Genomic DNA, 14,684 nt, shown 5'->3' with positions numbered 1-14,684 from the left:
TCTTATATTTTGTTATCTTCAACCGGAGGCCTATAATTAACCCAGCAGATGCGCAAATTTCTTCAACGTTTATTAAGCAATTGGATTATCCGTATGTCTAATAAATACAGCTCGCGACCCAATCGCAGGCGCATACACGGTGCTTTAAACAAGCTTTTCAAAACCATTGTTAAAACGCCGGGTAAGCGTGGTCCAATTTTGGACATAACAGCGGCTGATAGGTTTATCATTCTTTCAGACCAGCATAAAGGTGCCCGCGATTTTGCCGACGATTTTACCCTGGCTGAAGAGAACTATCTCAAAGCACTTGAACATTATGCTATAAACGATTTCCATTACATCAATTTAGGTGATAGCGAAGAGCTTTGGAAAAATTTAATGGAATCAGTGATCAGACATAATAAAAAGACATTCGAAGCGGAAAAGATTTTTATAAACAAAGGCATGTTTACCAAAATATTTGGTAACCACGATCTGTACTGGGATAACGATCCATTGGCTGGCTTTAATTTAAACCGTATTTACGGAAAAAAAATACCGATTTATGAAGGCGCCATATTGCGCATGCCCATAGGCGCTCAATTGCTTGATATTTTTCTTACACATGGTCATCAGGGCGATTTGCAAAGCGATGGAAACTGGTTTAGCAAATGGTTTGTGAGCACCATATGGGCTCCACTGCAGGCCTACCTTCGAATTAATCCCAATACACCCGCTTACGATAATCAGCTTAAAACTGCACATAACATTATGATGTATAGCTGGGTGGTTAGCCAAACCAATAAGGTGCTGATTACCGGCCATACCCACCAGGCGGTTTTTGCCTCCTTAACGCATTTAGAAAGAATTTATCTCAAACTGCAGCAAGCCAAAAGAGATAATAACCAGGAAGCTATTGCCGCTTTAAACGCTGAACTGGTTAAGCAAACACGAGCCGGTGATAAACCTCCGAGGTTTAGAAAATACAAGCCCAATTACTTTAACAGTGGCTGCTGTTGTTTTAACGATGGCGATATTACCGGTATTGAGATTGAAAACGGTTTAATCCGCTTAATTAAGTGGTCGTGCCATAAAACAGCTCATTCAGAAAGGATTGTGCTCGAAGAAATGAAGCTGGATCTGCTGGTTGAAACAGATTTACCTAAGCGGTAGTTGTAAATAAAAGGTAGTGCCCAGGTTTTTACCTTCGCTTTCGGCCCAGATTTTTCCTTTATGCATATCTGCAAATGCACTGGCTGTAATTAAGCCCAAACCATTGGCACTTTCCTGATGTGTTGGCTTAGCACTTAATGATGCAAATTTGATGAAAATCTTCTCCAGATCCTCCTTAGTCAAACCTACGCCCTGATCTTTTATCGCAATAGTAAGCTCCGTAGGGTTAAGCTGATGTGAAATGGTTATTTCTGTGCCAATAGGAGAAAATTTGATGGCATTATCCAGCAGCTGGCTAAAAATTACACTCAGTTTATTTGTATCTCCAAACAATACCAAAGGCTCATCAATAAGGATCGATATTGATTGATTTTTGATTTTTAACTGTCTATCGAAGTTCTGTTTTGCCGTTTCTATTACTGTTTTTAAATCAATCTTAACTTTCTCCGGCTTATAGGCTATCGCTGCTTTCTTTGCCGGACTTAAAATTTCATTTAAACTATCAACCATCTTTTTCGATTGTGCATTGATTTTACCTGCAATTAATACCGCTTTTTCATCAATAGCAGGAATTCTGCCCATTAGCTCTGATTGGAGGGAAATGGTAGTCATCGGGTTTTTCAGATCGTGAATAAGGACATGCAAGCGGTCATCATAAGCCCTGAAAGCATTGCGCGTCGACATTCTCAATTCCATTTTTTCCATTACCATTTCGGCCAGCAGCTTGAGCATATTGATCTGCGTTTCGTTTGGTTGTAAGGTTTCAGGAGTTGAAACATAAATTACGCCTAACAGATAGCCCTCTGGTGAATGCAGTGGAGCTGTAACAAGTGTGGCATTGGTTTCAGTTATAACCTTAAAAATATCGTAGAGTGGCAATTGTGGCTTAACGGGCGGATTACCAATTGTTGATTTCTGAAAGACTGACTCGGCGCCTTCAAAACAGATCCCTGCGCCAGGGGCATTAAATATACCGGCAGCCAGCTGTGCTATCTTATCGAAAGCGTGCTCAGCTGTAGTATTCAAAATTTCGTATTGTGTAAGTTTAGCTAAGCGCAGTGCTTCGTATTGGGGATTGGTATTTTCAATTACTTTTTCACTATGCATCGCCGGGATTGTTTTGAGTTAAGGGATTGTGCGATAAAGGTAAAGATTATGATTAAAACCGGTAAATTTTATAAACAATTAAGTGGCCAAATTAGTTAATATAAAGTTGCAGATGAGTGATGATAAGAGTTTAACGATCACCAAATTAATTAGGTAATGAGATTATATATTGAACGTAAGCCAGTTAAGGTAAACCCCGATACCAAAAGAGTAATTGCCAGATTTTTTTATAACGGAGAAGAACGTGCCCTTGAAGTAATTAAGAAAGTACTGTTGTTTTCAGATGAAAAAGTTTTTTCGCTCATCTCCCCAATTTTACAGGAATATTCTAAAAGGCACCGTAATATTACCAAAATTTTATTGCGGCATTGTAAAAAGTTAAAAAGACAGTTTACCGCACTTGGTGTATCTTTAGAGCATATTGATGAATATACCCGTTTATTAATTGGTGCTTATTTTACGCACGAATATTCAATCGAATCGGCTGCTTTTTTTAATCCCAGTATTGTAGAAGATCCCGACCAAACTGATTTGGTTGAGGGAGAAAAAAGGGTAATCATAAGTTTTAGAGCTGTGGGTGAGGGGCATATTTCATCTATTGTTTTTCGCAGGGCCTTAATTGATAAAAACAATAATATTCAGGTTTTACCGGTAGGTAATTATGTAGATGAGGCCGAAGTGGTTAAAAATGCCATTTACGCTAAAAAGCTCTTTTTAAAGAAAGCGGCTTATGCGCAGATCGATCCTTCCGTTCTGGAAGAAATTGAAGCCAAACTGGATGATAAATTTGAGTACACCAGTCTGAGTAATATCATTAAAGATTCTAAAAGCCTGCATAAAGAAAACCCAACACGGCTGATTGAATACGATAAAGTACTTTGGCTTTCTGATACTTACCATACGATCAGTTTTTCAAAAGATACCGACATTTCTGACCGCGTTATTTTTCCGATTTCTGAATTTGAACGCAAAGGCATTGAAGATGCACGCTTTGTAAAATTTGTTAAAGACGACGGTAAGATAGTTTATTATGCTACCTACACAGCTTTTGATGGCTCACTGATAATCCCCAAGTTGGTGCAGACAGTAGATTTTTATGAATTTAAAGTTATTCCATTATATGGAGACGGTGCCCAGAACAAGAATCTGGGATTATTTCCAAGAAAAATTAATGGGAAGTTTGTGATGATGAGCCGGATTGATGGCTGGAACAATTACCTGATGTTTTCGGATAAGATTAATGTTTGGGAGAACCCGATCTTATTAAAACAGCCACGTTATGATTGGGAACTGGTACAAATTGGCAACTGTGGTTCGCCTATCGAGACAGAAAAAGGCTGGATTGTAATTACACATGGAGTAGGGCCTATGCGACGCTACTGCATCGGCGCAAGCTTGCTCGATCTGGAAGATCCACGAATAGAAATTGGTCATTTAAAAGAACCGTTAATTATCCCGAATGGCGATGAACGCGAAGGTTATGTACCCAATGTAGTTTACTCTTGTGGTTCAATAATCAGCAATGGCGAATTGATTATTCCTTACGGATTATCAGATTACAGTTCATCATTTGCTACCGTGAATTTAGAATTATTGCTAAACCGGTTACTGGAGAATAATTAAAATTATCCATCGTGGTAACCCAAGACAAGAAAAACCCGTCATTGCGAAGCAGGGCTGTGCGAGCTGAAGCAATCTGCATAGGAGATTGGTTTTGCAAGCACAAGATTGATAGTAAATAAGCCTAACTAAACTTATCAACCTCTACCAAAGGCGACGATAAAGTTTCGTACTCTGCCTCTGCAGCTTTAAGTATGGCCAAATGCGAAATAAAATAAGCCAATGTACTTTCGGCGCCCTGGTTTCTGTTTACACTGTTAAACTGCAATCCATCGGCACATCCATTGGTTTCAAAATCATACAACGGAATGTGCAGGCTGTTTTTACCCAAAAACCATTCGTAACTCGTATGCATTAAACTCAGGTAATGATTGTTTTTGGTAATCTCGAAGGTTTTGGCATAAAGTAATACCATGGCCATAGTTTCAATGGCCTGCTGATCGTAAACAGGATTTTTACCATGCTTTTTTAGCCAGCCTGCATTTCCTACCGGATTAAGGTATCCGTTTTGAAAAGAAAATGTATTTAAGAATGCGATGCTTTCCATCGCTGTTTGGTATGATGCTGCATGCCCGGTTACTTCGTAATGATGCAGCAGAGCCAAAGGTAAAATAGCATTATCATAAGTTAAAATATCTTCAAACCAGTGCCAGTCTCCATCTTTATTTTGCTGGTACGACGAAATTAAAGAGTTGGCCAATTGATTAATTTCATTTACAATCAGTTCATCGCCCGGATGTGCACACAGGTAGTAAGCCAAACCAATAAGCGTATTGGCTTTTCCGCGGATATAATTTAATTTTTTAAAATGTGGAACTGCATGCCAGAAAAGCTCGCGTCCAAACTCGCGGTAAGAATTATTAGGGGCACTACAAATTAATTGACCAAGTGCCCAGATTGTGCGTCCAAACGAGTCTTCCGAGCCAATTTCATCCAGGTATTGCCTGTTAAAACTTAAAAAGTTACGGAAATTGCCATCCTCAACCTGCATATACTGGATAAAGCTGAGGTAAACAGGCATAAATTTTAAGGCATAAGGGTTTTTGTCATACTCACAAGCCATCAGCGACATAATTAGTGCCCTTGCATTATCATCAATACAATAACCTTCTTTCAGGTTGGGTATTCCAAAACGGGCGTGCTGGATAATTCCGGTATCATCTGTCAGCAAGGCAATATGACTGAGGTTAAGTGCAGGCATTTGCTCTACATCTATAATTGGTGGAATAGTTCTTTCCGGTTTTTTTTTGGCTGTTAATGCTTCTCGTAAAGTTTCAAGATATACACGGCCAATAGCAGGCCAGCGTAAATTCAAGCCATAGTTATAGGCATTTTGCTTAAGTTGCCTGTAGGTATCTTTATCGCTGAGCAGTTCGTTTACAATGTTGGCCAGGTGTGCATCATCTTTAAAATCAAATAACCGGCCGCGGTTATCTGCCAGCAGCTCCTTGGCATGCCAGTAAGGGGTTGATACCACTGCTGCACCAGCGCCAATGGCATATGATAATGTTCCGCTGGTAATCTGCGCTTCGTTTAAATAGGGGGTAATGTACAAGCTACAGGCGGTTAAATACTGGTGCAATTCGTTTTCTGATACAAATTTGTTTACGAAAGCGATATTATTTTCTACGCCCAATTCTTTTGCAAGGGCTTTTAAACTATCACGATACTCTTCGCCATTGTGTTTAACCACACCCGGATGGGTATTACCCAGAATTACGTACAAAGCCTCTGGGTGCTGTGCTACAATAGTAGGAAGTGCTTTGATAACTGTTTCCAAACCTTTATTACGGCTAATTAAACCGAAAGTAAACAATACCTTACGGCCTTTAAATAAGTTGCTTTTAGCAATCTCATTATTAACGATGGGTTCTAAATCCGGCACGCCATGTTCAATTAAGCGGATAGCCGTTTTTGGAATATGGTAGATACTGGTTAAAAACATCACGGCCTTTTTGCTCATTACCACAATTTTAGCAGCCTTTAATGCAAGCTGCTTTAAAATGGTAAGCTGCATATAGTTCGGCTCCTTTAAAACAGTATGTAAAATGATAATAAAAGGTTTCTTTAACCTGTTAACCAACGATAGTAAAAATACCCCGCTATTGCCGCCATATATGCCAAACTCGTGCTCTATAATACAGGTGTCGACCTCACTGTTATTAATGAAATCGGCTGCCTCAATATAATCCTGCTGGTTTTGTTGCCTGATAACAAATTTAACCTCCTTGCCATAATCATGTTCATGAATGTCATCTGATTCGTTAAGCGCAACCACAAAACTTTTTTCAGGGTTGTAGTCTGCGTTTAAATTTAAAGCAGTAGCTAAGTTATGGTTAAATGTTGCTAAGCCGCATTCGCGAGGGGGACAGGTAGAAATATAGGCAATTTTCATAGGTATTTCGGGTAGATTAGTATTTAAACAACATTGTTAAACTCAAATAGTTTGTGTTTTTAGCAATTGAATAAAATATGCTTAAGCGATATCGAGCTTGATAACGATGTGGAGCGGAGTTGTAATCCCGCTCCATTATCTTATAATTTACTTAAAAGCCGTTTTTAACTGATCGGCAGCATAAGCTTGTGCCGCTTTTGCTTCTGGTACAACAGCGGCCATGCCGAAGAACTCATGGGTTACACCTTCGTAATTTTTACTGTATACCTTTACGCCGGCAGCTTTAAGTTTATCGGCCAGCATAACACCATCATCATGCAGCGGATCTATTTCGGCAGTAATGATGGTTGTTGGAGGCAAGCTCTTTAAATTGGCATTTACCAGCGAAATTTTAGGATCCTGTGCCTCAATCATCGTATTCAAATATTTTTCTGTAAACCAGCCCATCATGGCCTTGTTTAAAGGTTTAGCTTTTTCGTAGGTTTTGTAAGAAAGCGTATTCATATCGGCCTGGGCAATGGGGTAAACCAGGAGCTGATGTACGGGGATCATAATCTGCTTATCGCGGGCCATTACCGATACATTTGCAGCTAAATTTCCGCCGGCACTTTCACCTGCTACGGCAATTTTTCCCGGATCGCCTTTTAAATCAAAAGCATTTTTAATCACCCACTCGTAAGCAGCAAAAGCATCGTTATGGGCTATAGGGAATTTGTTTTCGGGTGCCAGACGATAAGCTACAGAAACAACTATTGCGCCAACCTGCTCTGCCAAAGCTTGTGCCGAAGCATTATAAACATCGAGGTTTGCAATTACAAAACCTCCGCCATGGTAGTAAACAATAAGCGGAAATGGACCGTTTCCTGTTTTTGGGGTATAAATCCGCAGGTGTATTTTGCCACCATTAACAGCGATATCTTTTCCTGTAGTATCAACCATCGGTGCGGGTATGGTGATTCGGTTTTCTTCAATCAAATCCATAACTGCATTGGTTGGGGTATGGTTTCTACGCGCCTCGGTTGCACTGAGTGTTTCGATAGGTTTATCGCCATAACTGCTTAATTTTTCGATAACCGCCTGCATTTCTGGTTTTATGGTTTTACCCCATTCGGGTGGCGGACCCGCAGGCTTTAAGCTGGCAGCAGCAGTAGAATCGGTCAGGGTAGTGTCGCTCGTAACGGTTGTTTTGGTATTGCTGTTACAAGCGAACAACAGCATGGTTCCGGTGAGTAAAAAAGCGGTGTTTTTCAGTAGTCTGATTTTCATGAGTTAAATTTATTAGTGTCGTTTCTATAACAGAAAGAAGCAGTTAACGGTTTTTACAGCCTTACAACCTCGTAGAATCTGATCAAAATTCAAACATCTTTAACTTTTGAGGTGTTCTTATTACAAATTGAAATTATGTTAGCAGAAATAACAGGCTTACCCGATCAGGTTTTTGGGGTAAGGGCAACAGGCGAAGTTACCAGTGAGGATATTAAGCACGTATTGTTGCCGGGGCTTAAACGTACAGCCGACAAATTTAAAGAAATCAGGTACCTGCTGGTGTTGGATACCGATGTTAAAAATTTTACAGCGGGTGCATGGATACAGGATGCCAAAGCAGGCTTGCAAAATTTTACCAAATGGAAAAAAATAGCGGTTGTAACTGCCGAAAAAGGGGTAGAGTGGTTTACCGATATTTTTACTGTGGCTACCCCCGGCGCTTCTAAAGGTTTTAAACCCGATGAAATTGAAACTGCCAAAGATTGGTTAATCAGCAACGATTGATATTATACATTATACCTATGAAAAATACTAAAACCCCGGCCGAAAGTAGCAAGGCTACCGCGCCGAAACATGCAAAAGCGAAAGGAGCTGATGAAAAAGTAACATCAGCCAAAGATGCCAAAAAAGTAGAGGTAACTAAAAACGCTCCGGTAAAACATAAGAAACCATAATTTTTAGCATCAGTTTATGACTTTAGATACCGATAACCTCAACCGGTTTTACAATAAAGCTTACGATTGGATTATAACCAAAGGCCCCTCGGTAATATTGGGCATTGCCATACTTATTTTGGGATTATGGCTCATTAAGCTGCTGGGAAGATGGATGGAAAAGGGAATGCTCCGTAAAAATATAAACCCATCACTTCGCCCTTTTCTTAGCAGCTTAATTTTAATTACCCTGCGTATTTTACTGGTATTAACCGTAATGCAGATAATTGGCGTTCAGCTTACTTTCTTAACTGTATTAATTGGCGGTATTGGTGTAGCTGCAGGTTTGGCACTATCGGGTACGTTACAGAATTTTGCCAGCGGCGTACTTATTTTATTGTTGAAACCTTTTGTGGTAGGCGATAACATTATTGCACAGGGGCAGGAAGGTACGGTAACATCCATCCAGATTTTTTACACCATAGTTAAAACATTCGATAACCGCACGGTGGTTATTCCAAATGGTAAATTATCAAACGAAGTGATCATCAATATCAGCAGGGAAGGCAGCAGGCGCGTAGATATAGAAATGAAATTTAGTTATGGTATAGATTACGATAAAATTGTGGCAGTTTTTAACAAAACGGTCGATGAATTTAAAGCCTGTTTAAAAACACCCGAACGGCGGATAGGTGTATCCGTTTTAGAGGAAAGTGGTTTTAAGGTAATTTTCAATATTTGGGTAAATGCACATGGGTTTACCGATACAAAATTATCTTTTCAGGAGGAGTTGATGAAAAACTTAAAACTAGGTGGAATAAAATTACCGGGTATGTCTGATTAGTTTATTCCTTTTTTGAGTAAGGCGTAAATTTTATCCATCAAATCATCGATGTTAAAAGGTTTGGCCATAAAATCATCAGCAGTTACATCATCGAGGCTATAATTGGTAGCATTGTAACGTGCCGAAATCATTAAAACCGGAATATGCTGTGTGGTTGATGTAGCCTTAATTTCTTTCAAAAGTAGCCTTCCATCGGTATCTGGCAACATAATGTCCATAATAATCACATCGGGATTGAAATCGTGTACGTGACTGATGAAGTCTGCGCCTTTGTTTAAACCGGCTACGTTAAAAGCTTCGCTTTCTAAAATCAGGGTAATAACATCAAGGATTGCATGGTTATCTTCGATAACCAATATGTTTTTTTTTGCCAAAGTTGGGATAGTTTTTAATAAGTCGGAACAAATATAGGATAAAAAACAATCCTTAAAACTGAATTTATCTAATTCCTACTACATGCCGAAAATAAACTTAATATTTGTTAATTCGTAAATTCAAATTTCTTGTCTTATCTCTTACATATGAATAAATTTTCTGTCGACTTAACCAATTGTGATAAAGAGCCCATTCACATTCCTGGTAAAATTCAGTCGCATGGTTTTCTGATAGCCGTTGATAAACAAAATCTTGCGATAAACTATATCAGCGAAAATGCAGGAGATTTTTTGAATGAGCAGCCTAAAAACTTATTAAATAAACCGCTTGCAACGGTTAATGCTTACATCAGGCAACAAGATCCTGAGTTTAATATCGAAGATCTCCTTAAACTGGGGATTATCCGTAATAATTTCGATGCCATTAGTCCGCACCCGGTAGAGCTGAATGGCAATCCTTTTTATCTCATCATTTCTGCTTCCGTAAACGATTGGTTACTGGAGTTTGAGCCGGTAACCCTGCAATTCGATATACAAAGTTCAATTGGCCGGTCAGCATCAGCCATGCTTCAGGGCAAAAACGTTTCTGCTTTGCTAAGTGGTGCTGCGCTTGAAGTTAAGAAACTGATCAATTACGACAGGATTATGATTTATAAGTTTTTAGATGATGGGCATGGCGAGGTAGTTGCAGAAGAAAAAGAACCTGAATTAGAACCTTTTTTTGGCTTGCATTACCCTGCTTCCGATATTCCTAAACAAGCCCGGGAGCTTTATAAACTTAACCTTACCCGTTTAATAGCAGATGTAAATCAACCCGATGCACCCATCATCACCTTTAAAGAGAATGAACCGCTCGATTTAACCAATGGGGGCCTAAGGGCTGTTTCGCCCATCCACATCCAGTATTTAAAAAACATGGGCGTTCAATCGAGTTTCAGCATTTCGCTTATTTCGCATGGCGAGTTGTGGGGGCTCATTGCCTGCCATAACTATAGCCCGAAATTTATCGATTACAAAGCCCGTGAAGGCTCTAAGCTTATCGGACAAATCCTGTCGTCGGCATTAGAATACCGTCAGGATGAAGAAGAAGCAGAAATAGTTGAGCTCTTTAAAGATACGGCGAATGTACTTTCAGAGCATTTAACCCGCGATAAGTATTTAATTGAGGCCATAACCGGGCATAAAAGAACGATTTTAAACGCTACAACTGCATCAGGCGTAGCCATTATTTTCGAAAACGAACTGAAAACCATTGGCGATGTGCCTGCAGATGAGGATATCCGCGAATTGGCAGAGTGGTTAAAGCAAACTACCGACGAATCTATTTATTATACCCACCGGTTATCGGAAATATATACCCCGGCAAAGAAGTATAAAAAAATCGCCTCGGGTATGTTGTCCTGTACTTTAAATAAAGAACTGGGCGAAATGATTATCTGGTTTAAACCCGAGCTAATTACCACGGTAAACTGGGCGGGTAATCCGGAGAAACCGGTAACTCCTGATGAAAATGGCTTATTAAGCCTTTCGCCAAGAAAATCTTTCGAAATCTGGTCGCAGGTGGTAAATAATACCTCAGAGAAATGGCGTTCTGAAGAAATTTCTTCTGTTTTACGTATACGCGAGATCATTATTACCGATATCAATAAAAAAGCTAACGAAATCAGGCTGCTTAATGAGAAATTACAAGCCGCCTACGAAGAGCTCGATACCTTTAGCTATACCGTTTCGCACGATTTAAGAACGCCTTTAACATCAATCAAGACCTATACCGAATTATTGCTTAAGAATAAAAGCATTGATGAAAACGGCAAAAAGATGCTCGATCGCATTTTACATGGTGCGAATAAAATGAATTTTCTGATTAAGGAAATTTTAAATCTGGCGAGGGTAGGCCGTTCGGATATAAATTTTGAAACAGTTGATATGCCTTTGTTGTTAAAGGAAATAGAAAGCGAAGTTTGGAATGCTTTTAAAGCAGACAAAACCGAATTGTTTTTAGGTCAATTGCCTAATTTAAAGGGTGATAGAACAATGATTGCACAAGTGTTCACTAACCTGATTGGTAATGCGGTAAAATATTCATCAACGGTTAAGAAACCCAGAATTGAAATCTCTGGCCATGTTGATGGTGAAGAAATCATTTATGCCATTAAAGACAATGGCATAGGGATTGATAACCGGTATTATGACAGGGTATTTGAACTGTTTAAACGCATGGATAATGTGAAGGAGATAGAAGGAACAGGAGTAGGATTAGCTATTGTAAAAAGAGTTGTAGAACGGCACAACGGAAGGGTTTGGTTTGACAGCAAGCTTAACGTAGGCTCTACTTTTTATGTGGCATTTAAAAACAGGTAAAATGAAAACACCAGATATATTTTACGTAGAAGACGATATAGATTATGCATTCTTTATGCAGAGTGCAGTGCAGGAGGTTAAGGATACGCTCAATCTCACTATTGTAGAAGATGGGAGTGAGGCCCTGCTGAAGTTACAACATTTTGTAGATAGTAAAATTAAACCCAAGTTGATTTTGCTCGATTTAAATCTGCCGGGCTTATCAGGATTGGATTTGTTGAAATTTATAAGAGATATTCCTTACTTAAAATCCATTCCGGTAATTTTATTTTCTACATCCGATAATCCCGAAGATGTTAAAGCAGCAGCAGAGTTTGGGGCTAATGCCTATTTAACAAAACCCAGTGGCTACGATAACCTGGTAAAATGTGTGCACTCCGTGCATGATTTTTGGTTTAACCAGCACCTCAGGTTAAATTAATACAAACCCATATCAAAAGATTCGGCTTTGAAATCCGGATCTTTTCTTTTTTATTCCGATTAATTAAATACCCTATATGATTGCCAATTTATTAAGAACCGAAACTTCCGAAAATCACAAAACCCTCGAATCGTTAATGTTTGTTAACGAAATCATGAACCACACTTTAAGCATCGATCAATACAAAAAATTACTGACCATAAATTACATCATTCACCAGAAGCTGGAAAATGAGCTCAGCAACATGCTTGATGCCGGAATTGCTGAAGAGCTGGATATGAACAGCAGATTAAAACTTGCAGCGCTGGAAAAGGATATGGAGTACTGGCAAATTGATAGCCTAACCTTACCCGGTTTGGATTTTGAGCTTTTTGTTCCGCAAAAAAATACGGGCGAGGTTTTAGGTGCCTTGTATGTGCTTGAAGGGGCCACACTGGGCGGAAATGTTATTAAGCGACATATTTTAGCCAACAAGCATTTTGAAGGCCATGAAGCCGGTTTAAATTACTATGGTGTTTATGGCGAAGAATTGAGCGAAAAATGGAAAACTTTTGTTTCTGTGCTCAATAAACGCGTTGCAGAGGCCGATTACGAAGCCTGTGTGAAAAGTGCAAATCTTACCTTCAATAATCTCATTAACCTGGCCAGACAACTTAACTAAGTTGCTGAATTTTAATTACGAAAATTGAAAAAATACGTCTGCAATAGTGCCAGGGCATTTTTTTGATTTGTGTAAATGTGCAAAACTTATTTTAAATTAATATTTGCTTTCTGTTGTAAATTCAAGGTAAATATGTATAATTGAAAAAAATAAATTTTTTAAACCTTAAAAACATCAATTAGCGATGGAAAAATTCTCAAAAGTTAAAGCTGCTGTTGCTGCGATTGAAGCAGATGTAGAAAAATTTTATAATGCTGGCAATGCAGCTGCTGGTACTCGTGTGCGTAAAGCAATGCAAGATCTTAAAGTTTTAGCACAAGAAATCCGTGCAGAAGTAACTGACAAGAAAAACGCTGGCAAATAATATTTCGCGAGTAGAAACAAAAAGGGTTCTGGTATTCCGGAACCCTTTTTGCGTTTAAGCCCCTTACGAAGTCTAACAGGCGCTGTGCGGGGGCAGACTTCGTAAAGTTTGCCGGCACGCCGGCGTGTACGGCTTAGATCGTCTTCCTGAACTTGTTTCAGGACCTCTTATTGGTAAGCTTTATAATGTGATTAAATACCTGGCGATTTATAAAGGAGTTTCAGGAACTCTTGGTTATTATTTTAGAGATGCTGAAACAAGTTCAGCAAGACGCATATTATTTTGATTTTAGCTAACAGGTACTCCCCATAAAAAGATAAAGCTCCCCATCGCGGAGAGCATCTATCCAACTAACAAAACATATTTTTTTATTTGATTGAGCGTTTACTCAAGATTATCCTTTTTTAATCAGCTTATATTCAATTACCGGTTTACCACGTGTACCTGCATCACCCGCACCCATCGAAACAAATTTTAGTTTATAGTAATTTCCTGAGGCATCTTTAATGATATAGAAAATCTTGGCATTGGCACCTGTAGCAGGTTGTGTGCTTCTCCAGCCTGCTCCAATTACATCTCTGCTGGTTGAAAATGTCGCACTTGCAATGTCGGCTTCAGAAAACGATGCATAAGTTTTTGTATCGGTAACTGCAACAGTAGCAGCTGATGTTCCACCTAAGCTGTTAATGAAAACTAAATCAGAAAATGCATAAGGGAAAGTAGCAGTCCAGTACATGCTGTAAGTCCATACAATATCCCAGCTGGCTTTTGCAGGTTCAACAGAAACAGCCGTTCCTTTTATTAAAGAGGTAAACTGGAAGTTGGCATCAGCATTTTTGGTAACATCAAAAGTTTTAAAAGTAGTTTCAGTAACCTTCGCATACTGCAAAGTATAACCTGTTGTACCTTTTCTGATTACCCTGATTTTGTAAAGCTCATCGTTAGCTAAAACAGTTGCAGCACCGCCTTTTCTATTAATGATATAAACTTTGTTTTCGGCATCGGTAGCAGAAATAGCTGCAATGGCTGTTTTGTTTAAAATGTTAGCTTCCCTGCCATCGTCTACTATGGTAAAATTATCCTGTCCCTGACCAACTTTTAAAGCATTAGGATCAAAATCGGCAGTGGTTACAGCGTTTAAATCTGTTTTATTAATCACCAAAGCAGAAGCACCATTGGTTGAGTTTAATATTACTTTAAAATCTGCTCCTGAATAAAAACCTAAATCCCAGCTATCTCTTTCAACGGCAGTTTGTTTATCAGCACTAAAATCTACATAAACACTGTTTCCGGCAGCACTTACTGCCTCTGCACCAACTATTCCGTTAAGCGTTAAAGTACTTCCATCTGAAGGTGGCACTACAACTATTGGTTCTTCAGTGTCTTTTTTACAAGCTGTAAAGGTTACCGCTAAAAAAGCGATGGCAATCATTGAGTTTAATTTATTCATGTTGTATATGATTATT

Annotated in this window: 14 protein-coding genes; 9 read left to right on the top strand and 5 right to left on the bottom strand. The window is 39.1% G+C overall.

The window, feature by feature from the left end; all coding sequences use genetic code 11:
- Window positions 1-48 precede the first annotated feature (48 nt).
- Window positions 49-1,152 (top strand): metallophosphoesterase, encoded by a 1,104-nt coding sequence (locus OC25_RS25075; protein WP_039482655.1) that lies wholly within the window; start codon window positions 49-51, stop codon window positions 1,150-1,152.
- Here the strand turns inward: OC25_RS25075 and OC25_RS25070 are convergent.
- Window positions 1,138-2,259, bottom strand: coding sequence for a sensor histidine kinase (locus tag OC25_RS25070; protein ID WP_039482651.1), 1,122 nt, complete (start codon window positions 2,257-2,259; stop codon window positions 1,138-1,140). The two genes, OC25_RS25075 and OC25_RS25070, sit on opposite strands and share 15 nt — an antisense overlap.
- Window positions 2,260-2,415: 156 nt before the next feature.
- Here OC25_RS25070 and OC25_RS25065 point away from each other — a divergent pair, with 156 nt between their 5' ends.
- Window positions 2,416-3,882: a glycoside hydrolase family 130 protein gene (locus OC25_RS25065; protein WP_039482648.1), complete on the top strand. Its 1,467-nt coding sequence runs from the start codon at window positions 2,416-2,418 to the stop codon at window positions 3,880-3,882.
- A 121-nt stretch (window positions 3,883-4,003) separates the two neighbouring features.
- Here OC25_RS25065 and OC25_RS25060 read toward each other — a convergent pair whose 3' ends face one another.
- Together OC25_RS25060 and OC25_RS25055 are read right to left on the bottom strand one after the other, a co-directional pair.
- Complete coding sequence (locus OC25_RS25060) at window positions 4,004-6,274, bottom strand: glycosyltransferase family 4 protein (RefSeq protein ID WP_039482645.1); 2,271 nt, start codon at window positions 6,272-6,274, stop codon at window positions 4,004-4,006.
- 147 nt (window positions 6,275-6,421) lie between these two features.
- Window positions 6,422-7,540 carry an alpha/beta hydrolase gene (locus tag OC25_RS25055; protein WP_039482642.1) on the bottom strand — a complete coding sequence of 373 codons (1,119 nt, stop codon included), beginning with the start codon at window positions 7,538-7,540 and terminating at the stop codon, window positions 6,422-6,424.
- Window positions 7,541-7,675: 135 nt separating this feature from the next.
- Here OC25_RS25055 and OC25_RS25050 point away from each other — a divergent pair, with 135 nt between their 5' ends.
- Genes OC25_RS25050 through OC25_RS25045 form a run of 3 tightly spaced genes read left to right on the top strand, consistent with a single transcriptional unit; the run spans window position 7,676 to window position 9,037 of the window.
- Window positions 7,676-8,044: a SpoIIAA family protein gene (locus OC25_RS25050; protein WP_039482640.1), complete on the top strand. Its 369-nt coding sequence runs from the start codon at window positions 7,676-7,678 to the stop codon at window positions 8,042-8,044.
- A gap of 17 nt (window positions 8,045-8,061) precedes the next feature.
- The gene (locus OC25_RS28045) at window positions 8,062-8,214 is read left to right on the top strand and encodes a hypothetical protein (RefSeq protein WP_156131577.1); all 153 of its coding nucleotides are present in this window, start codon (window positions 8,062-8,064) and stop codon (window positions 8,212-8,214) included.
- A 16-nt stretch (window positions 8,215-8,230) separates the two neighbouring features.
- Window positions 8,231-9,037: a mechanosensitive ion channel family protein gene (locus OC25_RS25045; protein ID WP_039482637.1), complete on the top strand. Its 807-nt coding sequence runs from the start codon at window positions 8,231-8,233 to the stop codon at window positions 9,035-9,037.
- Here OC25_RS25045 and OC25_RS25040 read toward each other — a convergent pair.
- Entirely contained in the window at window positions 9,034-9,411 is a 378-nt protein-coding gene (locus tag OC25_RS25040) for a response regulator transcription factor (RefSeq protein ID WP_039482634.1), read from the bottom strand. The two genes, OC25_RS25045 and OC25_RS25040, sit on opposite strands and share 4 nt — an antisense overlap.
- A gap of 147 nt (window positions 9,412-9,558) precedes the next feature.
- Between OC25_RS25040 and OC25_RS25035 the strand changes: the two genes are divergently transcribed.
- The 4 genes from OC25_RS25035 to OC25_RS25020 all read left to right on the top strand — a co-directional run bounded on the left by OC25_RS25035 (window position 9,559) and on the right by OC25_RS25020 (window position 13,218).
- Complete coding sequence (locus OC25_RS25035; protein WP_039482631.1) at window positions 9,559-11,772, top strand: ATP-binding protein; 2,214 nt, start codon at window positions 9,559-9,561, stop codon at window positions 11,770-11,772.
- A 1-nt stretch (window position 11,773) separates the two neighbouring features.
- Entirely contained in the window at window positions 11,774-12,193 is a 420-nt protein-coding gene (locus OC25_RS25030) for a response regulator (RefSeq protein ID WP_039482706.1), read from the top strand.
- Window positions 12,194-12,269: 76 nt separating this feature from the next.
- Complete coding sequence (locus OC25_RS27145) at window positions 12,270-12,854, top strand: biliverdin-producing heme oxygenase (protein WP_052266444.1); 585 nt, start codon at window positions 12,270-12,272, stop codon at window positions 12,852-12,854.
- A 184-nt stretch (window positions 12,855-13,038) separates the two neighbouring features.
- Window positions 13,039-13,218 (top strand): hypothetical protein, encoded by a 180-nt coding sequence (locus OC25_RS25020; protein ID WP_039482627.1) that lies wholly within the window; start codon window positions 13,039-13,041, stop codon window positions 13,216-13,218.
- Window positions 13,219-13,612: 394 nt separating this feature from the next.
- Here OC25_RS25020 and OC25_RS25015 read toward each other — a convergent pair whose 3' ends face one another.
- Window positions 13,613-14,668: an HmuY family protein gene (locus OC25_RS25015; protein ID WP_082018715.1), complete on the bottom strand. Its 1,056-nt coding sequence runs from the start codon at window positions 14,666-14,668 to the stop codon at window positions 13,613-13,615.
- Window positions 14,669-14,684: the final 16 nt, after the last annotated feature.

It is taken from the genome of Pedobacter kyungheensis (assembly GCF_000812965.1).
Classification (GTDB): Bacteria; Bacteroidota; Bacteroidia; order Sphingobacteriales; family Sphingobacteriaceae; genus Pedobacter; species Pedobacter kyungheensis.
Note: the sequence above shows the minus strand (reverse complement) of the source record. Positions and strands in the feature narration are given on the sequence as shown.